19 protein-coding genes are annotated in these 21,795 nt (G+C 60.7%); 16 read left to right on the top strand and 3 right to left on the bottom strand.

Annotated elements, in window-relative coordinates; translation table 11 throughout:
- Positions 1-25: 25 nt before the first annotated feature.
- The 16 genes from mraZ to lpxC all read left to right on the top strand — a co-directional run bounded on the left by mraZ (position 26) and on the right by lpxC (position 17,829).
- Entirely contained in the window at positions 26-481 is a 456-nt protein-coding gene (gene mraZ, locus VY732_RS24445) for a division/cell wall cluster transcriptional repressor MraZ (protein ID WP_007917012.1), read from the top strand.
- Complete coding sequence (gene rsmH / locus VY732_RS24440) at positions 478-1,425, top strand: 16S rRNA (cytosine(1402)-N(4))-methyltransferase RsmH (RefSeq protein WP_008082779.1); 948 nt, start codon at positions 478-480, stop codon at positions 1,423-1,425. Before mraZ ends, rsmH begins: the two co-directional genes overlap by 4 nt.
- Positions 1,422-1,715 (top strand): cell division protein FtsL, encoded by a 294-nt coding sequence (gene ftsL, locus VY732_RS24435; protein ID WP_007917008.1) that lies wholly within the window; start codon positions 1,422-1,424, stop codon positions 1,713-1,715. Before rsmH ends, ftsL begins: the two co-directional genes overlap by 4 nt.
- Positions 1,715-3,454 (top strand): peptidoglycan D,D-transpeptidase FtsI family protein, encoded by a 1,740-nt coding sequence (locus tag VY732_RS24430; protein ID WP_174244529.1) that lies wholly within the window; start codon positions 1,715-1,717, stop codon positions 3,452-3,454. The genes ftsL and VY732_RS24430 overlap by 1 nt, the downstream gene beginning before the upstream one ends.
- Entirely contained in the window at positions 3,454-4,917 is a 1,464-nt protein-coding gene (locus VY732_RS24425; protein WP_077574478.1) for a UDP-N-acetylmuramoyl-L-alanyl-D-glutamate--2,6-diaminopimelate ligase, read from the top strand. The genes VY732_RS24430 and VY732_RS24425 overlap by 1 nt, the downstream gene beginning before the upstream one ends.
- Complete coding sequence (locus tag VY732_RS24420; protein ID WP_034156474.1) at positions 4,910-6,277, top strand: UDP-N-acetylmuramoyl-tripeptide--D-alanyl-D-alanine ligase; 1,368 nt, start codon at positions 4,910-4,912, stop codon at positions 6,275-6,277. The genes VY732_RS24425 and VY732_RS24420 overlap by 8 nt, the downstream gene beginning before the upstream one ends.
- On the top strand, positions 6,277-7,359 hold the full coding sequence (gene mraY / locus VY732_RS24415; RefSeq protein ID WP_007917000.1) for a phospho-N-acetylmuramoyl-pentapeptide-transferase: 1,083 nt from the start codon (positions 6,277-6,279) through the stop codon (positions 7,357-7,359). Before VY732_RS24420 ends, mraY begins: the two co-directional genes overlap by 1 nt.
- Before the next feature lie 5 nt (positions 7,360-7,364).
- Entirely contained in the window at positions 7,365-8,711 is a 1,347-nt protein-coding gene (gene murD / locus VY732_RS24410) for a UDP-N-acetylmuramoyl-L-alanine--D-glutamate ligase (RefSeq protein ID WP_331692040.1), read from the top strand.
- Positions 8,708-9,925 (top strand): putative lipid II flippase FtsW, encoded by a 1,218-nt coding sequence (gene ftsW, locus VY732_RS24405; protein WP_016987575.1) that lies wholly within the window; start codon positions 8,708-8,710, stop codon positions 9,923-9,925. Before murD ends, ftsW begins: the two co-directional genes overlap by 4 nt.
- On the top strand, positions 9,915-10,985 hold the full coding sequence (murG, locus tag VY732_RS24400) for an undecaprenyldiphospho-muramoylpentapeptide beta-N-acetylglucosaminyltransferase (RefSeq protein WP_331692039.1): 1,071 nt from the start codon (positions 9,915-9,917) through the stop codon (positions 10,983-10,985). The genes ftsW and murG overlap by 11 nt, the downstream gene beginning before the upstream one ends.
- The gene (gene murC / locus VY732_RS24395; RefSeq protein WP_077574475.1) at positions 10,978-12,438 is read left to right on the top strand and encodes a UDP-N-acetylmuramate--L-alanine ligase; all 1,461 of its coding nucleotides are present in this window, start codon (positions 10,978-10,980) and stop codon (positions 12,436-12,438) included. The genes murG and murC overlap by 8 nt, the downstream gene beginning before the upstream one ends.
- Positions 12,435-13,394, top strand: a complete 960-nt coding sequence (locus VY732_RS24390; protein ID WP_134177977.1) for a D-alanine--D-alanine ligase — start codon at positions 12,435-12,437, stop codon at positions 13,392-13,394. Before murC ends, VY732_RS24390 begins: the two co-directional genes overlap by 4 nt.
- 4 nt (positions 13,395-13,398) lie before the next feature.
- Positions 13,399-14,265, top strand: a complete 867-nt coding sequence (locus VY732_RS24385; RefSeq protein WP_007916989.1) for a cell division protein FtsQ/DivIB — start codon at positions 13,399-13,401, stop codon at positions 14,263-14,265.
- 15 nt (positions 14,266-14,280) lie between these two features.
- A complete protein-coding gene (gene ftsA, locus VY732_RS24380; RefSeq protein WP_007916987.1) occupies positions 14,281-15,540 on the top strand; it encodes a cell division protein FtsA in 1,260 nt (419 codons plus the stop codon).
- A gap of 68 nt (positions 15,541-15,608) precedes the next feature.
- The gene (gene ftsZ / locus VY732_RS24375) at positions 15,609-16,805 is read left to right on the top strand and encodes a cell division protein FtsZ (protein WP_007916986.1); all 1,197 of its coding nucleotides are present in this window, start codon (positions 15,609-15,611) and stop codon (positions 16,803-16,805) included.
- Between the two features lie 112 nt (positions 16,806-16,917).
- Positions 16,918-17,829, top strand: a complete 912-nt coding sequence (gene lpxC / locus VY732_RS24370) for a UDP-3-O-acyl-N-acetylglucosamine deacetylase (RefSeq protein ID WP_007916984.1) — start codon at positions 16,918-16,920, stop codon at positions 17,827-17,829.
- A gap of 176 nt (positions 17,830-18,005) precedes the next feature.
- Here lpxC and VY732_RS24365 read toward each other — a convergent pair whose 3' ends face one another.
- The 3 genes from VY732_RS24365 to VY732_RS24355 form a co-directional block, all read right to left on the bottom strand.
- Entirely contained in the window at positions 18,006-19,514 is a 1,509-nt protein-coding gene (locus VY732_RS24365) for a sensor domain-containing diguanylate cyclase (protein ID WP_331692036.1), read from the bottom strand.
- Positions 19,515-19,734: 220 nt separating this feature from the next.
- Entirely contained in the window at positions 19,735-21,051 is a 1,317-nt protein-coding gene (locus VY732_RS24360; RefSeq protein ID WP_331692034.1) for an OprD family porin, read from the bottom strand.
- Positions 21,052-21,248: 197 nt separating this feature from the next.
- Positions 21,249-21,470 (bottom strand): hypothetical protein, encoded by a 222-nt coding sequence (locus VY732_RS24355; RefSeq protein WP_077574472.1) that lies wholly within the window; start codon positions 21,468-21,470, stop codon positions 21,249-21,251.
- Positions 21,471-21,795 lie beyond the last annotated feature (325 nt).

Genomic DNA, 21,795 nt, shown 5'->3' with positions numbered 1-21,795 from the left:
CGATAAAAATTGGAGAAACGCAGACGTGTTTCGCGGAGCTAACGCTATCAGTCTCGACGCAAAGGGCCGTCTCGCTATGCCGAGCCGGTACCGTGACGAGCTCGATTCGCGCAGTTCCGGCCAATTGATCGTGACCATTGATGCCGTTGATCCGTGTCTGTGTGTCTATCCGCTCGACGAGTGGGAAATTATTGAAACCAAGTTGCGCGCACTCCCTTCGCTTCGCGAAGAGAACCGCCGCTTGCAGCGTTTATTGATCGGCAACGCCGTCGACCTCGAGCTCGATGGCAGTGGCCGTTTTCTGGTTCCACCGCGTTTGCGCGAATACGCCAAGCTCGATAAGCGCGCGATGCTGGTGGGCCAACTGAACAAGTTCCAATTGTGGGACGAGGATGCATGGAACGCGGTATCTGCCGCTGACCTTGCTGCCATTCAACAACCGGGCGCGATGCCTGATGAACTGCGTGATTTGATCCTGTGACTATTGATAGCGGCTTTAACCACATCACCGTACTGCTTGACGAAGCCGTCGAGGCTCTCGCCGTACGTCCTGATGGCTGCTATCTGGACGGAACGTTCGGGCGCGGCGGACACAGCCGGTTGATCCTCAGCCAGCTCGGCACGGACGGTCGGCTCATCGGATTCGACAAAGATCCACAAGCGATTGCCACCGGGCAAACGCTAGCGGCCGAAGACGGCCGCTTTGTCGTTGTGCAGCGCAGCTTTGCCGAGCTCGGTTCCGTCGTCGCTGAACAAGGTCTGAGCGGCAAGGTCAGCGGTATTCTGCTCGATCTGGGCGTGTCTTCGCCGCAGCTCGACGACGCTGAGCGCGGCTTCAGTTTCCTCAACGATGGCCCGCTGGACATGCGCATGGATCCGTCCCGCGGCATCAGCGCTGCCGAATTCGTCAACACCGCGCCGGCTGAGGAAATCGCCCGGGTGTTCAAGGAATACGGCGAAGAACGTTTCTCCGGGCGTATGGCTCGCGCCGTCGCCGAGCGTCGTGATATCAAGCCGTTCGAGCGCACTGCCGATCTGGCCGAAGTATTGAAAGTCGCCAACCCGGCATGGGAAAAGGGCAAGAACCCGGCCACCCGTGCATTCCAGGGTTTGCGCATTCACGTCAACAACGAATTGGGTGATCTGGAAGCCGGCCTCGAAGCCGCGCTGGACGCTCTGGAAATCGGCGGTCGTCTGGTGGTGATCAGCTTCCACTCGCTGGAAGACCGCATTGTCAAACTGTTCATGCGCAAGCTGGTGAAAGGCGAAGCCGACAACCTGCCGCGCAACCTGCCGGTTCGCCACGTCGCGTTCGAACCGAAAATCAAAGTCCATGGCAAAGCGCAGACGGCCTCCGACGCCGAACTCAAAGCCAACCCACGTTCCCGTAGCGCCGTCATGCGCGTCGCGGAGAAGCTGCGGTGAGCAAGCTTTTCGCCAAGCCACTGCCCGGCGGCAGCTTTCTGATGCTGCTGCTGTTCATCGGCGTGCTCGTCTCGGCCATCGCCGTGTCGTACAGCGCGCACTGGAACCGGCAGTTGCTCAACACCCTTTATAACGAACTCAGCGTGCGCGACAAGGCGCAGGCCGAGTGGGGCCGCCTGATTCTTGAGCAAAGCACCTGGACCGCGCACAGCCGCATCGAAGTGCTGGCCACCGAACAACTGAAAATGCACATCCCTGGCGCGGCTGACGTGAAGATGGTGGCGCCATGATGAAACTCGAAGGCGCACTGTTCCCATGGCGTTTCCGCCTGATGGTGGCGCTACTCGGCGTGATGGTCGCGGCGATCTGCTGGCGCATCATCGACCTGCAAGTGGTTGACCGTGACTTCCTCAAAGGTCAGGGCGATGCGCGCAGCCTGCGTCACATTCCGATTCCGGCTCACCGTGGTCTGATCACCGACCGTAACGGCGAGCCTTTGGCCGTGAGTACCCCGGTGACCACGCTGTGGGCCAACGCCAAGGAAATGCAAACGGCGAAAGAGAAGTGGCCGGCACTCGCCGCCGCGCTGGGTCAGGATCCGAAAGCCCTGACCGAACGCCTCGAAGCTCAGGCCAACAAAGAATTCATTTATCTGGTGCGCGGGTTGACCCCCGAGCAGGGCCAGTCTGTGCTCGATCTGAAAGTGCCGGGCGTTTATGGCATCGAAGAATTCCGCCGGTTTTATCCGGCCGGTGAAGTCACCGCACACATGGTCGGGTTTACCGACATCGACGACCACGGTCGCGAAGGTGTCGAGCTGGCTTATGACGAATGGCTCGCCGGGGTGCCGGGCAAACGACAGGTCATCAAGGATCGGCGCGGACGGCTGATCAAGGATGTCCAGGTCACCAAAAACGCCAAGGCCGGCAAGCCCTTGGCGTTGTCCATTGACCTGCGTCTGCAATATCTGGCCAACCGCGAGCTGCGCAACGCGATCATCGAGAACGGCGCCAAGGCCGGCAGTCTGGTGATCATGGACGTCAAGACCGGCGAGATTCTGGCCATGGTCAACCAGCCGACCTACAACCCGAACAACCGTCGCAACCTGCAACCGGCGATGATGCGTAACCGCGCGATGATCGACGTGTTCGAACCGGGTTCGACCATGAAAGCCATCTCGATGGCCGCTGCCATCGAAACCGGCCGCTGGAAACCGAGTGACACCGTCGAGGTGTATCCGGGCTCCCTGCAGATCGGCAAGTACACGATCAAGGACGTCTCCAAGAGCGAAGGTCCGGTGCTCGACCTGACCGGTATCCTGATCAATTCCAGTAACGTCGGCATGAGTAAGGTCGCGTTCGATATCGGCGGCGAAACGATTTTCCGCCTCGCACAGAAAGTCGGCCTCGGCCAAGACACCGGCCTTGGCTTCCCGGGCGAACGTGTCGGCAACCTGCCGAACTACCGCGATTGGCGCAAGGCTGAAACCGCAACGCTTTCTTACGGCTACGGTATTTCCGTGACTGCGATTCAACTCGTCCACGCGTTCTCGGCGCTGGCCAACAACGGTCGTCTCGCACCGCTGACCCTGATCAAAACCGACAAGCCGCCGCAGACCACGCAAGTGCTGCCGGAAGCCGTGGCGAAAACCCTGCAAGGCATGCTCACTCAGGTGATCGAAGCGCCGCGCGGCGTGTTCCGTGCGCAGGTGCCGGCGTATCACGTGGCGGGCAAGTCGGGTACCGCGCGTAAGACTTCGGTGGGCACCAAGGGCTACGCGGAAAACTCTTATCGCTCGCTGTTCGCCGGTTTCGGCCCGATGAGCGATCCGCGTTACGCGATTGTTGTGGTGATCGATGAACCGTCCAAGGCCGGTTACTTCGGTGGTCTGGTTTCCGCGCCGGTGTTCAGCCGCGTGATGTCCGGCACCCTGCGTCTGATGAACGTTACGCCGGACAACCTGCCGACGACGCAACAAGCCAACGCCACCCCGGTCATACCGCTGAAAGCCAATGGAGGGCGCGGCTGATGTCATTAAGTCTGAACAAGATATTCCCCCACGCCGGCCACGATCTGTTGATCCGTGAATTGGCGCTGGACAGCCGTAACGTACGCGCGGGCGATCTGTTCCTCGCCGTGCCTGGCGGCAAATTCGATGGCCGTGCGCACATTGCCGATGCACTGCAGCGCGGTGCTGCGGCGGTAGCTTATGAAGTGGAAGGCGCCACCGTGCTGCCGATCACCGACGTGCCGCTGATTCCGGTCAAAGGCCTGGCGGCACAGCTTTCGGACATCGCCGGGCGTTTCTACGGTGAGCCAAGTCATCACCTGAATCTGATTGGCGTGACCGGCACCAACGGCAAGACCAGCGTGACCCAATTGGTTGCGCAGGCGCTGGATCTGCTCGGCCAGCATTGCGGCATCGTCGGCACCCTCGGTTCCGGCTTCTATGGCGCCCTGCAAAGCGGTCTGCACACCACGCCGAACCCGATCGCCGTGCAAGCGACTCTGGGCGACCTGAAAAAGGCCGGCGCCAAAGCCGTGGCCATGGAAGTCTCGTCCCACGGTCTGGATCAGGGCCGCGTCACGGCGCTGGCGTTCGACGTGGCGGTGATGACCAACCTGTCCCGCGATCACCTGGATTATCACGGCACCATGCAGGCGTACGCCGAGGCCAAGGCCAAGCTGTTCGCCTGGAATGATCTGAAGTGCCGCGTGGTCAACCTCGACGACGATTTCGGCCGGCAACTGGCCGCTGAAAAACGTGAATCGCGCTTGATTACCTACAGCCTGCTCGACAGCAGCGCCTACCTGTTCTGCCGTGAAGCGCAGTTCGACGACCATGGCGTGCGCGCCACGCTGGTCACGCCGCAGGGCGAACATCATCTGCGCAGCACCTTGCTCGGTCGTTTCAACCTGAGCAACGTACTGGCAGCCGTCGGTGCCTTGCTTGGTCTGGATTACGCGCTCGACGAAATTCTCAAAGTACTGCCGAAACTCGAAGGCCCGGCCGGGCGCATGCAGCGTCTCGGTGGTGGCACACAGCCGTTGGTGGTGGTCGATTACGCCCACACCCCGGACGCTCTGGAAAAAGTCCTGACCGCGCTGCGCCCGCACGTCAAAGGTCAGCTGCTGTGCCTGTTCGGCTGCGGCGGTGACCGTGATCGCGGCAAACGTCCGTTGATGGCCGAAGTGGTCGAGCGTCTGGCCGACCAAGTGCTGGTCACCGACGACAACCCGCGCACCGAAGATCCTGCAGTGATTTTCGATGACATCCGCGCCGGTTTCACGGCTGTGGATAAAGTCACCTTCGTCGCCGGCCGTGGTCAGGCGATCGCGCAACTGATTGCCGGCGCGTCCGCCGATGACGTGATTGTTCTGGCCGGTAAAGGTCACGAGGACTATCAGGAAATCAACGGCGAGCGCCACGCTTTCTCCGATCTGGTCGAGGCCGATCACGCCCTGACCGCTTGGGAGGTGGCCCATGCTTAAGGCCCTGAAGCTCAGCGAACTGACCAACGCCCTCGACGCACGTTTGATCGCGGGTGATGCCAGTTTCGACGGCGTCAGTATCGACAGCCGCGCGATCCAGCCCGGCCAACTGTTTATTGCGTTGACCGGCCCGCGTTTCGATGGTCATGACTATCTGAATGATGTCGCTGGCAAAGGCGCCGTTGCCGCGCTGGTCGAGCGTGAAGTCGCCGACAGCACGCTGCCGCAACTGCTGGTCAAAGACACCCGTCAGGCCCTCGGCCAATTGGGCGCGCTGAACCGTGCCGCGTTCACTCAGCCAGTCGCCGCGATCACCGGTTCCAGCGGCAAGACCACAGTCAAGGAAATGCTCGCGAGCATCCTGCGCACGCGCGGTCCGGTACTGGCGACCCGTGGCAACCTGAACAACGACCTCGGCGCACCGCTGACCCTGCTCGAACTGGCTCCGGAGCACACTTCGGCGGTGATCGAACTGGGCGCCTCGCGCCTGGGTGAAATCGCCTACACAGTCGGGTTGACCAAACCGCACGTAGCGATCCTGAACAATGCCGGCACCGCGCACGTTGGTGAGTTCGGCGGCCCGGAAAAAATCGTCGAAGCCAAAGGCGAAATCATCGACGGGCTGGCGGCCGATGGCATCGCCGTGCTTAACCTCGATGACAAAGCCTTCGGTATCTGGAAGACCCGTGCGGGCGCTCGCAAAGTGCTGACCTTCGCCCTGAGCAACACTCAGGCGGACTTCTACGCCAGCGACCTGAGCACCGATGCCCGTGGTTGCCCGGCCTTCAATCTGCACACACCTGAAGGTGTCGAGCGCGTTCAACTGAACCTGCTCGGCACCCATAATGTCGCCAATTCCATGGCCGCCGCCGCTGCCGCACACGCCTTGGGGGTGTCGCTGTTCGGCATCGCCACCGGGCTTGGCGCCGTGCAACCGGTCAAGGGGCGCACCGTCGCGCAACTGGCGAAAAACGGTATGCGCGTGATTGATGACACTTACAACGCAAACCCCACCTCGATGTGTGCGGCCGTTGATATACTCGCCGGCTTTTCCGGCCGCACCGTCCTGGTGCTCGGAGATATCGGCGAGTTGGGCGATTGGGCGGAGCAGGGGCACCGCGACGTGGGCGAGTACGCCCGGGGCAAGGTTTCCGCGCTTTATGCCGTTGGGCCAAACATGGTTCACGCCGTAAACGCTTTCGGTGAACAGGCGCATCACTTCGGCACGCAAGCCGAACTGATTCAGGCCCTCGACGCCGAGCAGGACACAAACACCACCATTTTGATCAAGGGTTCGCGCAGTGCAGCGATGGAAAACATCGTTGCGGCTCTGTGCGGGTCCAGTCTGGAGAAACATTAATGCTGCTGCTGCTAGCGGAGTATCTGCAACAGTTCTACAAAGGCTTCGCGGTCTTTCAGTACCTGACCCTGCGCGGGATTCTCGGTGTGCTGACCGCGCTGGTTTTGTCGCTGTGCTATGGCCCGTGGATGATCCGTACCCTGCAGAACCGTCAGATCGGTCAATCCGTGCGTAACGACGGCCCGCAATCGCACCTGTCCAAGTCGGGCACCCCGACCATGGGCGGCGCACTGATTCTGTCTTCGATCGGCGTCAGCACTCTGCTGTGGGCTGACCTGAGCAACCGCTACGTCTGGACTGTTCTGTTGGTGACCCTGCTGTTCGGCGCCATCGGTTGGGTCGACGATTACCGCAAAGTCATCGAGAAGAACTCCCGTGGTCTGCCGAGCCGCTGGAAGTATTTCTGGCAGTCGGTGTTCGGCCTCGGCGCGGCGATCTTCCTTTATATGACCGCTTCCACGCCGGTGGAAACCACGCTGATCCTGCCTATGCTCAAGGACTACAGCATTCCGCTGGGCCTCGGTTTCATCGTGCTGACTTACTTTGTGATCGTCGGTTCGAGCAACGCGGTCAACCTGACTGATGGCCTTGATGGCCTGGCGATCATGCCGACCGTGATGGTCGGCGGTGGCCTCGGCATCTTCTGCTACCTGTCGGGTAACGTGAAATTCGCTGAATACCTGTTGATTCCTTATGTGCCGGGCGCGGGCGAACTGATCGTGTTCTGCGGCGCGCTGATCGGTGCCGGCCTCGGCTTCCTCTGGTTCAACACCTATCCGGCGCAAGTGTTCATGGGCGACGTCGGTGCACTGGCACTCGGCGCGGCTCTGGGCACCATCGCGGTGATCGTCCGTCAGGAAATCGTCCTGTTCATCATGGGCGGCGTGTTCGTGATGGAAACCCTGTCAGTCGTCATTCAGGTTGCGTCCTTTAAGCTGACCGGTCGCCGTGTGTTCCGCATGGCACCTATACACCACCATTTTGAACTCAAGGGCTGGCCCGAGCCGCGCGTGATCGTCCGTTTCTGGATCATCACCGTGATTCTCGTGTTGATCGGCCTTGCCACCCTGAAGCTGAGGTAGAACGAGTGTCTCTGATCGCTTCTGACCACTTCCGCATCGTTGTCGGCCTCGGCAAGAGCGGCATGTCCCTGGTTCGCTTCCTGGCGAACCGGGGCACGTCGTTTGCCGTCGCCGATACGCGGGAAAATCCACCGGAACTGGCCACGCTCAAGCGTGACTATCCGCACGTGGAAGTGCGTTGTGGCGAGCTGGACGTCGAATTCCTCTGCCGTGCCGACGAGCTCTACGTGAGCCCCGGCCTGGCGCTGGCGACTCCGGCCCTGCAAGCCGCTGCGGCCCGTGGCGTGAAACTGTCCGGCGACATCGAACTGTTCGCGCGTAACGCGCGGGCGCCGATCGTGGCCATCAGCGGTTCCAACGCGAAGAGCACCGTCACCACCCTGGTTGGCGAAATGGCGGCTGCGGCCGGCAAACGCGTAGCCGTCGGCGGCAACCTCGGCACGCCGGCGCTGGACCTGCTCAGCGACGATGTCGAGCTGTACGTGATGGAGTTGTCGAGCTTTCAGCTGGAAACCACCGACCAGCTCAACGCTGAAGTGGCCACCGTGCTGAACATCAGCGAAGACCACATGGATCGCTACAGCGGTCTGCCGGCGTACCACCTGGCCAAGCATCGGATTTTCCGTGGCGCGAAGCAGTTCGTGGTCAACCGTCAGGATGCGCTGACCCGTCCGTTGATGGGCGAGGGCCAGCCGTGCTGGACCTTCGGTCTGACCAAACCGGATTTCAAAGCCTTCGGTATCCGCGAAGAAGACGGCGAGAAATACCTGGCCTTCGAATTCCAGAACCTGATGCCGGTGCGTGAGCTGAAGATTCGCGGCGCCCATAACCAGTCCAACGCCCTCGCGGCATTGGCGCTGGGGCATGCCGTGGGTCTGCCGTTCGACGCCATGCTCTCGGCCCTGCGCACTTTCGCCGGTCTCGAACATCGCTGCCAGTGGGTACGTGATCTCGACGGCGTGGCGTACTACAACGATTCCAAAGCCACCAACGTCGGCGCCGCCCTGGCCGCCATCGAAGGCTTGGGCGCGGATATCGACGGCAAGGTCATCCTGATCGCCGGTGGCGATGGCAAGGGCGCCGAATTCAACGATCTGCGTGATCCGGTGGCGGCCAACTGCCGCGCCGTGATCCTGATGGGCCGCGACTCCGACAAGATCGGCGCGGCCATCGGTGATGCCGTGCCACTGATTCGCGCAACCTCGCTGGTTGACGCCGTCGCACAATGCCGCGCCGCCGCCCAGCCGGGTGATGTGGTGCTGCTGTCGCCGGCCTGCGCCAGTTTCGACATGTTCAAGAATTACGAAGACCGTGGTCACCAGTTCGTCCGCGCTGTGGAGGACCTGGCATGAGCCTGTTCAATATCATCAAGCCGTATCCGTCGCCGATCATCACCGGGCGCGGCATCGACCTCGATTTCCCGATGCTCGCCGGTTGCCTGGCGCTGCTCGGTCTCGGTTTGATCATGATCGCCTCGGCTTCCACCGAAGTCGCGGCGGCGCAGTCGGGCAGTCCGCTGTATTACATGATTCGCCACCTTATTTATGTGGTGCTCGGTTTGGGCGCGTGCATCGTCACCATGATGATTCCGATCGCCACCTGGCAACGTCTCGGCTGGCTGATGCTGATCGGTGCGTTCGGCTTGCTGGTGATGGTGATCATCCCCGGCATCGGTCGCGAAGTGAACGGTTCGATGCGCTGGATCGGTTTCAGCTTCTTCAACGTGCAGCCGTCGGAAATCGCCAAAGTGTTCGTGGTGATCTACCTCGCCGGTTATCTGGTGCGCCGTCAGAAAGAAGTGCGCGAGAGCTGGATGGGCTTCTTCAAGCCATTCATCGTGCTGCTGCCAATGGCCGGTCTGTTGCTGATGGAGCCGGACTTCGGTGCCACCGTGGTGATGATGGGCGCTGCGGCGGCGATGCTATTCCTTGGCGGGGTCGGGCTGTTCCGCTTCTCGCTGATGGTGGTGTTGGCGGTCGGGGCCGTGGTCTTGCTGATTCAAATGCAGCCGTATCGTATGGCGCGTCTGACCAACTTCGCCGACCCGTGGGCCGACCAGTTCGGCGCCGGTTATCAGTTATCGCAAGCATTGATCGCTTTCGGTCGCGGCGAATGGCTGGGCGTCGGTCTGGGCAACAGCGTGCAGAAGCAGTTCTACCTGCCGGAAGCTCACACCGACTTCGTGTTCTCGGTATTGGCTGAAGAACTCGGCGCGGTCGGTTCGCTGTGCACCGTCGCACTGTTCGTGTTCGTGTGTATTCGCGGCATGTACATCGGCCTGTGGGCGGAGAAAGCCAAACAGTTCTTCGCCGCTTATGTTGCGTACGGTTTATCGTTCCTGTGGATTGGTCAGTTCCTGATCAACATCGGTGTGAACGTCGGCCTGCTGCCAACCAAAGGTCTGACCTTGCCGTTCCTCAGTTACGGCGGCAGTTCGTTGGTGATCTGCTGTGCCTGTCTCGGCTTATTGCTGAGGATCGAGTGGGAGAGTCGAACTCACCTGGGCAGTGAAGAAATGGAATTCCATGAGAGCGACTTCGCCGAGGAGCCGAATCATGGGCGCTAACGTATTGATCATGGCCGGCGGTACCGGCGGCCACGTGTTCCCGGCGCTGGCTTGTGCCCGCGAGTTTCAGGCGCGCGGTTACACCGTGCACTGGCTCGGCACGCCACGCGGGATCGAGAACGAACTGGTGCCGGCCGCAGGGCTGGAACTGCACCGCATTAACGCCACCGGCCTGCGCGGCAAGGGCAAGCTGTCGCTGCTCAAGGCGCCGTTCATGCTGCTGAAATCGGTGTGGCAGGCGCGGGCGATCATTCGTCGCTTGAAGCCAGTGTGTGTGGTCGGCTTCGGTGGTTATGTGACTGGCCCCGGTGGTCTTGCCGCGAAACTGGCTGGTGTGCCGGTGATCGTTCACGAGCAGAACGCTGTGGCCGGCACCGCCAATCGGTTGCTGGTGCCGTTCGCCGCCCGAGTGTGTGAAGCGTTCCCCGACACCTTTACTCTGTCGGACACCCGCCGTACCACCGGAAATCCGGTGCGCAGCGAGCTGTTCCTCGACACATCGCGACCAGCCCTGACCGGTCGCAAAGCGCGTTTGCTGATCCTCGGCGGAAGCCTTGGCGCAGAACCGTTGAACAAGTTGCTGCCTGAAGCTCTGGCCCAAGTCGCTGCCGATTTGCGCCCGGAAGTGTTTCATCAGGCCGGCAAAAACCACGATGAAGTGACTGCAGAGCGCTACCGCGCCGCCGGCGTCGATGCGCAGGTGCAGCCGTTCATCAAAGACATGGCCCAGGCCTATGGCTGGGCTGACCTGGTGGTGTGCCGCGCAGGCGCGTTGACCATCAGTGAGCTGGCTGCCGCCGGTCTGCCCTCGATGCTGGTGCCTTTGCCCCACGCGATCGACGATCACCAGACCCGCAACGCCGATTATTTGGCCCGCGAAGGCGCTGCCTTCCTGATGCCGCAAAGAACGACTGGTGCCGCGGACCTTGCCGCGCGCCTGACAGAGGTCTTGATGCAACCGCAACGACTCGAAGATATGGCCCAAGCGGCCCGCCGTCTGGCGAAACCCGATGCCACCCGTAGTGTGGTCGATACCTGTCTGGAGGTGGCCCATGGTTGAGAATCAGAAAGCCATGCCGCAACCGGAAATGCGCCGCATCCGTCGCATCCACTTCGTCGGCATCGGCGGCGTGGGCATGTGCGGCATTGCCGAAGTGTTGTTGAACCTGGGCTATGAAGTGTCCGGTTCCGACCTGAAAGCCTCGCCGGTGACCGAGCGCCTGGAATCGTTCGGCGCGCACATCTTCATCGGCCACCGTGCCGAGAACGCCGCGACCGCCGATGTGCTGGTGGTGTCGAGCGCTGTGAACACCTCCAACCCGGAAGTCGCGACTGCGCTTGAGCGTCGTATCCCGGTGGTGCCACGCGCAGAAATGCTTGCCGAACTGATGCGCTATCGCCACGGCATCGCCGTCGCCGGTACCCACGGCAAAACCACCACCACCAGCCTGATCGCTTCGGTGTTCGCCGCCGGTGGTCTGGACCCGACGTTCGTGATTGGTGGTCGTCTGAATGCCGCGGGCACCAATGCCCAGCTCGGCACCAGCCGTTACCTGATCGCCGAAGCCGATGAAAGCGATGCGAGCTTCCTGCACCTGCAACCGCTGGTGGCCGTGGTCACCAACATCGACGCCGACCACATGGCGACCTACGACGGTGACTTCAACAAACTGAAGAAAACCTTCGTCGAGTTCCTGCACAACCTGCCGTTCTACGGTTTGGCGGTGATGTGCCTGGACGATCCGGTGGTGCGTGAAATCCTCCCACTGGTGAAACGTCCGACCGTGACCTACGGCTTCAGCGAAGACGCTGACGTGCGCGCGATCAATATTCGCCAGCAAGGCATGCAAACGTTCTTCACCGTGCTGCGCCCGGATCGTGAGCCGCTGGACGTGTCGGTGAACATGCCCGGCAACCACAACGTCCTCAACTCGCTGGCGACCATTTGCATCGCCACCGACGAAGGCGTCAGCGATGAAGCCATCGTCCAGGGCCTGTCGGGTTTCCAGGGCGTTGGTCGACGCTTCCAGGTCTACGGCGAACTGCCGGTGGACGGCGGCAACGTGATGCTGGTCGATGACTACGGTCACCACCCGACCGAAGTCGCCGCGGTTATCAAAGCCGTGCGCGGTGGCTGGCCGGAACGCCGTCTGGTGATGGTGTACCAGCCGCACCGTTACAGCCGCACCCGCGACCTGTACGACGATTTCGTCAATGTCCTGGCTGACGCCAACGTGTTGCTGTTGATGGAAGTCTATCCAGCCGGCGAAGAGCCGATCCCCGGTGCCGACAGCCGCAAGCTGTGCAACAGCATCCGCCAGCGCGGTCAGCTCGACCCGATCTACATCGAGCGTGGCGTCGATCTGGCGCCGCTGGTCAAGCCGCTGTTGCGTGCCGGCGACATCCTGTTGTGCCAGGGCGCCGGTGATATCGGCGGTCTCGCGCCGAAGCTGTTGAAAAGTGAATTGTTCGCTGGCGCCGTGGCGGCGTCGGTCGAGGGGAAGTTGAAATGACTGCTGCCTACGCCAACCTGTTCTCCACCATCGCGCCGAAAGACTTCGGCCGCGTCGCCGTGCTCTTTGGCGGTTTGAGTGCCGAGCGTGAGGTGTCGCTGAAATCCGGTAACGCCGTGCTCGACGCGCTGCAAAGTGCTGGCGTGGACGCGTTCGGCATCGACGTTGGCGACGACATTCTGCAACGTCTGCTCAGCGAAAAGATCGACCGCGCCTTCATCATTCTTCACGGCCGTGGCGGTGAAGACGGCTCCATGCAGGGCCTGCTCGAAGTGGCGGGCATTCCCTACACCGGCAGTGGCATTCTGGCCTCGGCATTGGCGATGGACAAACTGCGTACCAAGCAGGTCTGGCACAGCCTCGGGATTCCGACGCCGCGTCACGCCGTGCTGTGCAGCGAAGCCGATTGTATTTCCGCGGCGACGGAACTGGGCTTCCCTTTGATCGTCAAACCGGCGCATGAAGGTTCAAGTATCGGGATGGCCAAAGTGAGTTCTGCGTCCGAGTTGATCGACGCATGGAAAGCGGCCAGTACCTACGATTCGCAAGTCTTGGTTGAGCAATGGATTCAAGGTCCGGAGTTCACCATCGCCACCCTGCGTGACCAGGTGTTGCCTCCTATCGCCCTGGGTACACCGCACACGTTCTACGACTACGACGCCAAGTACATCGCCAACGATACCCAGTACCGCATTCCGTGCGGGCTGGATGCCGCCAAGGAAAAGGAACTCATGGATCTCACGGCCAAGGCCTGTGAGGCGCTGGGTATTGCCGGTTGGGGCAGGGCGGACGTGATGCAGGACGCCGACGGGCAGTTCTGGTTTCTGGAAGTGAACACCGCTCCGGGCATGACCGATCACAGTCTGGTGCCGATGGCCGCGCGTGCGGCCGGCCTGGATTTCCAGCAACTGGTTCTGGCCATTCTGGCCGCCAGTGTTGAAGACGCTCGAGGTTAAGACGATGCAAGGCGCTCAGCTCCGACATCAGCCTCCCGCACCCGGCCGCAAGCCGGTGCCACGGGGTGCCAGCCGAATGGTGGCGAAAGAGCCGATGTCCGCGCGCCTGCCGAAAGCCAATTTCAGCTTTCTGAAAAGTCTGTTCTGGCCGGTGCTGTTGGTGGTGCTGGGCTTCGGTACTTACGAAGGCGCAACGCGTCTGCTGCCGTACGCCGACCGGCCGATCACCAAGATCGCCGTGCAGGGCGACCTGAGCTACATCAGCCAGCAAGCGGTGCAGCAGCGGATCGCCCCGTACGTGGCGTCGAGCTTCTTCACCATCGACCTGGCCGGCATGCGCACCGAGCTTGAGCAGATGCCGTGGATCGCCCACGCCGAAGTCCGTCGCGTGTGGCCGGACCAGGTGGTGATCCGCCTCGAAGAGCAACTCCCGGTGGCGCGTTGGGGCGACGAGTCATTGCTGAACAACCAGGGCCAGGCGTTTACGCCCAAGGAACTGGCGAACTACGAACACCTGCCACAGCTGTTCGGCCCACAACGGGCCCAGCAGCAAGTGATGCAGCAGTATCAGGTGCTGAGCCAGATGCTGCGGCCGTTGGGCTTCTCGATTGCGCGCCTGGAATTGCGTGAACGCGGGAGTTGGTTCCTGACCACCGGTGCCGGCAGTTCCGGCCCCGGCATCGAGTTGCTGCTGGGACGCGGCAACCTGGTGGAAAAGATGCGCCGCTTTATCGCCATCTATGACAAGACACTTAAAGACCAGATTACGAACATTGCGCGCATCGATCTGCGCTACGCCAACGGCCTTGCTGTTGGCTGGCGGGAACCAGTAGCGCCGACGACAGCCCAACCCGCTGTCGCAAAGAATTAAGAAGAGGCAGGACCCATGGCAAACGTGCAAAGCGGCAAAATGATCGTCGGTCTCGATATCGGCACCTCCAAAGTGGTGGCGCTGGTCGGCGAGGTTTCCGACGACGGCTCGCTGGAAATCGTCGGGATCGGTACCCATCCGTCCCGTGGCCTGAAGAAGGGCGTGGTGGTCAACATCGAGTCCACCGTGCAATCGATCCAGCGCGCGATCGAAGAAGCCCAACTGATGGCGGGCTGCCGCATTCACTCGGCGTTCGTCGGCGTTGCAGGCAATCACATCCGCAGCCTGAACTCCCACGGCATCGTCGCGATCCGTGATCGCGAAGTCAGCTCGGCTGACCTTGAGCGCGTGCTCGACGCCGCTCAGGCTGTGGCGATCCCGGCTGACCAGCGCGTGCTGCACACCCTGCCGCAGGATTACGTGATCGATAACCAGGAAGGCGTGCGCGAGCCACTGGGCATGTCCGGCGTGCGTCTGGAAGCCAAGGTTCACGTGGTCACCTGCGCCGTCAACGCCGCTCAGAACATTGAAAAATGCGTGCGTCGCTGCGGTCTGGAAATCGACGACATCATTCTCGAGCAACTGGCCTCGGCCTACTCGGTGCTGACCGACGACGAGAAAGAACTGGGCGTGTGCCTGGTCGACATCGGCGGCGGCACCACCGACATCGCGATCTTCACTGAAGGCGCGATCCGTCACACCGCAGTGATCCCGATTGCCGGTGATCAGGTGACCAACGACATCGCCATGGCGTTGCGCACCCCGACCCAGTACGCCGAAGAGATCAAGATTCGCTACGCCTGCGCCCTGGCCAAGCTGGCCGGTGCCGGTGAAACCATCAAGGTGCCAAGCGTTGGCGACCGTCCACCGCGCGAACTGTCGCGTCAGGCCCTGGCCGAAGTGGTCGAGCCGCGTTACGACGAACTGTTCACGCTGATCCAGGCCGAGCTGCGTCGCAGCGGCTACGAAGACCTGATCCCGGCCGGCATCGTCCTCACCGGCGGTACTTCGAAGATGGAAGGCGCCACTGAACTGGCCGAAGAAATCTTCCATATGCCGGTCCGTCTGGGCGTGCCGCATGGCGTCAAGGGCCTGGATGACGTGGTGCGCAACCCGATTTATTCCACTGGCGTTGGCTTGTTGATGTACGGCCTGCAAAAGCAGTCCGACGGAGTTTCGTTCTCCGGCATCGGCAGCCGCGACAGCTACAGCAACGAAGAGCCGCAGGCGCCGTTGCTGGACCGATTGAAGAAGTGGGTTCAAGGCAACTTCTAAAGCTTTACCGCAACACCGCAACAAAAAAGCAGTAGGCGAAAAAACTAGAGAATGTAAGGAGAGGGAAAATGTTCGAACTCGTAGACAACATCCCCGCAAGCCCGGTAATCAAAGTTATCGGTGTTGGCGGTGGCGGCGGCAACGCTGTCAATCACATGGTCAAGAGCAACATCGAAGGCGTTGAGTTCATCTGCGCCAACACTGATGCTCAAGCGCTGAAAAACATCGGCGCGCGTACCATTCTGCAACTGGGCACCGGCGTGACCAAAGGTCTCGGCGCCGGCGCCAACCCTGAAGTAGGTCGTCAGGCCGCTCTCGAAGACCGTGAGCGCATTGCCGAAGTCCTGCAGGGCACCAACATGGTGTTCATCACCACTGGCATGGGCGGCGGCACCGGTACCGGTGCTGCGCCGATCATCGCCGAAGTGGCCAAGGAAATGGGCATTCTGACCGTTGCGGTCGTAACGCGTCCGTTCCCGTTCGAAGGCCGCAAGCGTATGCAGATCGCCGATGAAGGCATCCGCATGCTCTCGGAAAGCGTCGACTCGTTGATCACCATTCCTAACGAGAAGCTGCTGACCATCCTCGGTAAAGACGCAAGCCTGCTGTCGGCTTTCGCCAAGGCAGACGATGTACTGGCCGGTGCCGTTCGCGGTATCTCCGACATCATCAAGCGTCCGGGCATGATCAACGTCGACTTCGCCGACGTACGTACCGTGATGAGCGAAATGGGCATGGCGATGATGGGCACTGGCTGCGCCAGCGGTCCGAACCGTGCACGTGAAGCCACCGAAGCGGCGATCCGTAACCCGCTGCTGGAAGACGTGAACCTGCAAGGCGCACGCGGCATCCTGGTGAACATCACCGCCGGTCCTGACCTGTCCCTGGGTGAGTACTCCGACGTGGGTTCGATCATCGAAGCCTTCGCTTCCGAGCACGCGATGGTCAAGGTCGGTACCGTTATCGATCCGGACATGCGCGACGAGCTGCACGTAACCGTGGTTGCCACTGGTCTGGGCGCAAAAATCGAGAAGCCTGTAAAGGTCATCGACAACACCGTTCACACCTCCATGGCTTCCGCCCAGGTGCAACAACCGGCTGCGGCCCGTCAGGAAGCACCAGCGGTGAACTACCGTGATCTGGACCGTCCGACCGTCATGCGCAACCAGGCTCAGGCCGGTGCTGCGGCTGCCGCGAAGATGAATCCGCAAGATGATCTGGACTACCTGGACATCCCGGCTTTCCTGCGTCGTCAGGCCGATTGATGGAATGTATCAGGGCTATGAAGGTGATTGGTGTTCAGCAAAGGCATGGTCTGCTATCATCGCCAGCCTTTGTTGATACCAGTTCGCAATTTGCGCTGAAGCGGCCCAAGCCATGATTAAACAACGCACACTGAAAAATATTATCCGTGCCACAGGTGTAGGCCTGCACTCCGGTGAGAAGGTCTATCTGACCCTCAAGCCTGCGCCTGTCGACACTGGCATTGTGTTTTGTCGCGCTGACCTCGACCCTGTGGTGCAGATTCCTGCCCGCGCGGAAAACGTCGGTGAAACCACTATGTCGACGACGCTGATCAACGGCGACGTCAAAGTGGACACGGTAGAGCACTTGCTCTCGGCCATGGCTGGCCTGGGCATCGATAACGCCTACGTCGAGCTCTCCGCGTCCGAAGTCCCGATCATGGATGGCAGCGCTGGACCCTTCGTATTCCTGATTCAATCGGCAGGCCTGGAAGAACAGGACGCCGCCAAGAAATTCATCCGCATCCTGCGTGAAGTGACAGTGGAAGACGGCGACAAGCGCGCCACTTTCGTCCCTTTCGAAGGGTTCAAGGTGAGCTTCGAGATCGATTTCGATCACCCGGTATTCCGGGACCGCACCCAAAGTGCAAGCGTGGATTTTTCCAGCACTTCGTTCGTAAAAGAAGTCAGCCGCGCCCGTACCTTTGGTTTCATGAGTGATATCGAGTACCTGCGCAAGCACAACCTCGCACTCGGCGGCAGCGTTGAAAACGCAATCGTGGTCGATGCCGATGGCGTGTTGAACGAAGACGGCCTTCGCTATGAAGACGAATTCGTGAAGCACAAGATCCTCGATGCCATTGGCGATCTGTATCTGCTGGGTAACAGCCTGATTGGTGAGTTCAAGGGCTTCAAGTCCGGCCACGCACTGAACAACCAGCTGCTGCGCAAGTTGATTGAGCAGACAGATGCTTGGGAAGTGGTGACGTTCGAAGACGCCAGCACCGCACCAATCTCTTACATGCGCCCGGTTGCGGCGGTGTAAGTAAAAAACCTCTCTAGTTTTTTGAAGGCCATCCTCGGATGGCCTTTTTTTATGCCTGCAGTTTTTGTGTTGCCTGGGCCGGCCCCATCGCGAGCAGGCTCACTCCTACATTTGAAATGCATTCCCCTGTAGGAGTGAGCCTGCTCGCGATAGGGCCGGTGAAGCCACTACATTTATCAGGAAGCCACCACCACCCGGTTACGCCCACCTTCCTTGGCCTGATACAACGCCTTGTCCGCCGCAAACAGCAACTGCTCCAGCGTCATCTCACTCGCCGCCGTCCACGTCGCGATGCCAATGCTCACCGTCATCGGCCGCTCGGCCCCGTCGACCAATGGCAACTGCTCCACCGCCTGACGAATATGCTCGGCAATCTGCTGCGCGCCATGACCGTCGGTCTCGGCGAGAATCACCGAAAACTCCTCGCCACCATAACGCGCGACCAGATCCGCCGGTCGCCGCACACTTTCAGTAATGACCCTGGCCAGCGTCTTCAGCGCCTGATCCCCGCCCTGATGCCCATGCCGATCATTGAACGCCTTGAAGTGGTCGGCATCGATCATCATCACCGACATCGGCTTGCCCGAGCGTTGGGCGCGGAACCACTCATGACGCAACGCCTGATCGAGCATCCGCCGATTGGCCACACCGGTCAGCGCGTCGGTGGCGGCCAGTTGCGCCAGCTCGCGCTCGGCCCGCTGGCGCAAGCGCAACTCGCGGGCCAGCAGCCAGGTCAGCCACAGCAAACCCACGCACAACACCCCCGTGGCGCCGCTGATCAACAGGGCGGTCCGACGCCACGTGCCGAACACCTCGTCGCTGGACAGCGCGACCATCACGATCAACGGCAGATTGCCGACCCGCGAATAGGTGTAGAGACGTTGCTGATGGTCGATGCTGGAAACGCTGTTGAAACTGCCATTGCCACTCTTGTCGCGCAGAATCCGTATGACGTTGGGCCGGTTGCCGAAGCTCTTGCCGATCGAATCGCTTTGCAGATAAGGCTTCTGCGCCAGCAGCACGCCGTCGTTGTCGATGATGTTCAACGTGCTGTCTTTACCGATGTCGAGGCTGTTGAACAACTGGTCGAAGTAGTCGAGCTTCATCGACGCCACGGCCACACCGGCGAACTCACCGGTGTCCGAGGAAATCCGTCGGCTGAAGCTGATGCGCCACTGGTTGGCTTCGTCGCAGTCGCAACGGGTCTTGAACGGGCGGCTGATATACATGCCGACATCGCGGTTGAACGCGTGGGCGAGGAAGTAATCGCGGTCGGCAAAATTGCCCGGTTTCGGCTCGATTCGCGAAGAATCGGCGATCACATCGCCGTGTTTATCGAGGAGCAGAATGTCGCCCTTGAAGCGCGCCGTGGTGGAGCGGTCGAACAGCGCCAGATGGCGGATCTGCGGCGAGACATCCTGCAGGTCGTCGCGTTGCGCGGCGGCGATCAGGCCTTGCAGGGTCAAGTCGTACAACTCGACGGTGCGCAGCACATCGGCGTCGATCAGTTGCGCGATGGTGGTGGCGCTGCGGGTCGCCGATTCCTGAGCGTTGGCGTGCTCGCGGATCAGCAGGAACGTGACGATGCACAGAATCGCGATCACGGTCAGCGAACTGCCGCAGATCAGCAGCAGCTCGGGGCGTCCGGTCTTGCCCGCAACGGGTGGGGTACGGCTCGCGATCATGATTGGGCTGTCGGTTGGGGAAAGTCTTATAAGCGTAGTTGCACAACACCACCGAAGCGCTTGACGCAAAATACCTGTGGGAGCGAGCTTGCTCGCGAATGCGTTGTGTCAGCCAACATCAATGTTGCTGAAAGATCGCCTTCGCGAGCAAGCTCGCTCCCACAGGTTTGGTCATTGCTTGAGCTATCGGAGTCAGTCTGCAGTCAGCTTAGCGCCGATCTTAGAAGACGTTGATCGGGTAGTCGATGATTACGCGGTATTCATCCGTGTCCGAATCAATCACGCCGTAACCGTTGCCGCCACGGTTGGTCGCCCATTGCAGGTGCACCGCCAGATCCTTGGCCTGACCGCTCTGCACGACGTATTTCAGATCGAGATCGCGTTCCCAATGCTTGGCGTTGCGGCCATCGGCGCTGTACCAGTTGGAATAGCCTTTGCTGTCAGGGTCGACCTTGGTCAGATCCACAGTGCCGCGCGAGTAGGACACAGACGAGGTCAGCCCCGGTACGCCGACACCGGCGAAGTCGTAGGCGTATTTAAGCTTCCACGAGCGTTCGTTCGGGCCGTTGAAGTCGGAATACTGCTGTGAGTTATCCAGATAAACGCTGTCGCCCTGACTGATGTAGTCGAACGGCGTGTTGCCGTTGACCCGCTGATACGCGGCAGTAACGCTGTGATTACCGACGCCAACGGTGAAATGCAGGCTGTAGGTGTTGTTGTCGATGTTGCCCAGCAGCGCATCACCGGTGTCTTGCGTGTGATAGAAGTGCAGGCCCGGGTTGAGGCTGACCAGATCGTTCAACTGCCACGTGTAGTCGAGGTCGTAGTAGTACTGGTTCCAGATGTTCTTCAGCTCGGAGGCGTAAAGACTGCTGGTCAGGCCTTCGACACCGCTCCAGGCCACGCCGGCCCAGTTCAGGTGCTGACTCTCGTCGCCCTCGGCCAATGTCCCGTAGGAAGTGCCGATGCGTGTGTGGCCACTCTGGTTGTAAGGCTTGGTGAAACTGGCCTGGCCGCCTTCGATCAACCAGCCGTCGAAGCTGTGGTTGGTCAGGCTCACACCACGGAAGGTCTGCGGCAGCATGCGCGTGTCACCGCCGGCAATCACCGGGTTGGTGAGGAACAGATCACCGGCCTTCAACTCGGTATCGAACGCGCGCATTTTCAGCGTGCCACCTGCGGTGGAAAACGCCCCCGGCGCTTTGCCGCCGTTCTCTCTGACCGGCAGGATGCTCGAACCGTCGGTGCCGCCACCGCCATCCAGTTTCAGCCCGAGCATGGCGTGGGCATCAATGCCGAAACCGACCGTACCTTCGGTGTAGCCCGACTTGAAGATGCCAAGAAAGCCCTGGCCCCACTCGATGTTGTCGTCCGCTTTCTGCAAGCGGTTGCGATTCATGTAGTAGTTGCGGGCGTTGAGGTTGAGGCTCGAACCTTCGACAAAGCCTTGTTTGGCAGGCTCGTCGGCGTGAGCGGCAGGGGCAATCGTTGCGGCAATTGCAATGAACAGCGGGGTGAAACGGACTGGGTAACGCACGTGCAATGGAGCTCCTTGGGTCAACTGGCGCTTCTATATTTTGAGGCGCTCGATGTTTCTTGTTGTTACAGACGAACCAAACGGCTTTCAGACCACAACGAAAAAAGGCCGCTAAAAGGCAGCGGCCTGGAATGACGACGATTGAACGGGAAGAGCCAAACAACCGCGTCGAGGGAAACGTTGGCGCGGTGCGCGACTCAGCTGTCTTTCTCGGATGCTTGAGTCTGGGAAGTGGCAGCCTGAGGGGCTTGCGAGGCGTCCTGAGCCTTGGCCATCACTTCGGCCTGATGCTGGTCGAAGGCCTGAGCGCGAGCGACATTTTGCGCCACGAACGACTGCGATTCTTCAGCCATCGCCATCGGCGACAGGATCAATGAGGACAAAACGAACGCGCTGGCAATACCCATACTGTTGGACATCTTGAAAACCTTCTCGCTTGGCGAGTGCTGTTTGGTGCGGGCAAAGATAAGGTCGCCGGGCGTTGGGAAACAGCGTGATTTTCATAAATGACTGTTACAGCACAAGCAAAGATCACCCCCTCACCCCAGCCCTCTCCCCCAATGGGGCAAGGGGGAAAGGGAGCAGATTGTGGGCTTTTCAAAGCCTGAGTTCGACTCGATATTTCAATGTCAGTCAAAAGCCCCTCACCCCAACCCTCCCGAAACGTCGGACCGCCCGTAGGGAGAGGGAGCTGACCGAGGTGTCTGGCGTTGTACATCGACCTGAAAGATCGAGTCGATTATG

The sequence above is a fragment of the Pseudomonas sp. ZY71 genome, from assembly GCF_036542145.1.
Classification (GTDB): domain Bacteria; phylum Pseudomonadota; class Gammaproteobacteria; order Pseudomonadales; family Pseudomonadaceae; genus Aquipseudomonas; species Aquipseudomonas koreensis_A.
The sequence above is the reverse complement of the archived record's forward strand: the minus strand, read 5'-3'. Positions and strand labels throughout refer to the sequence as shown.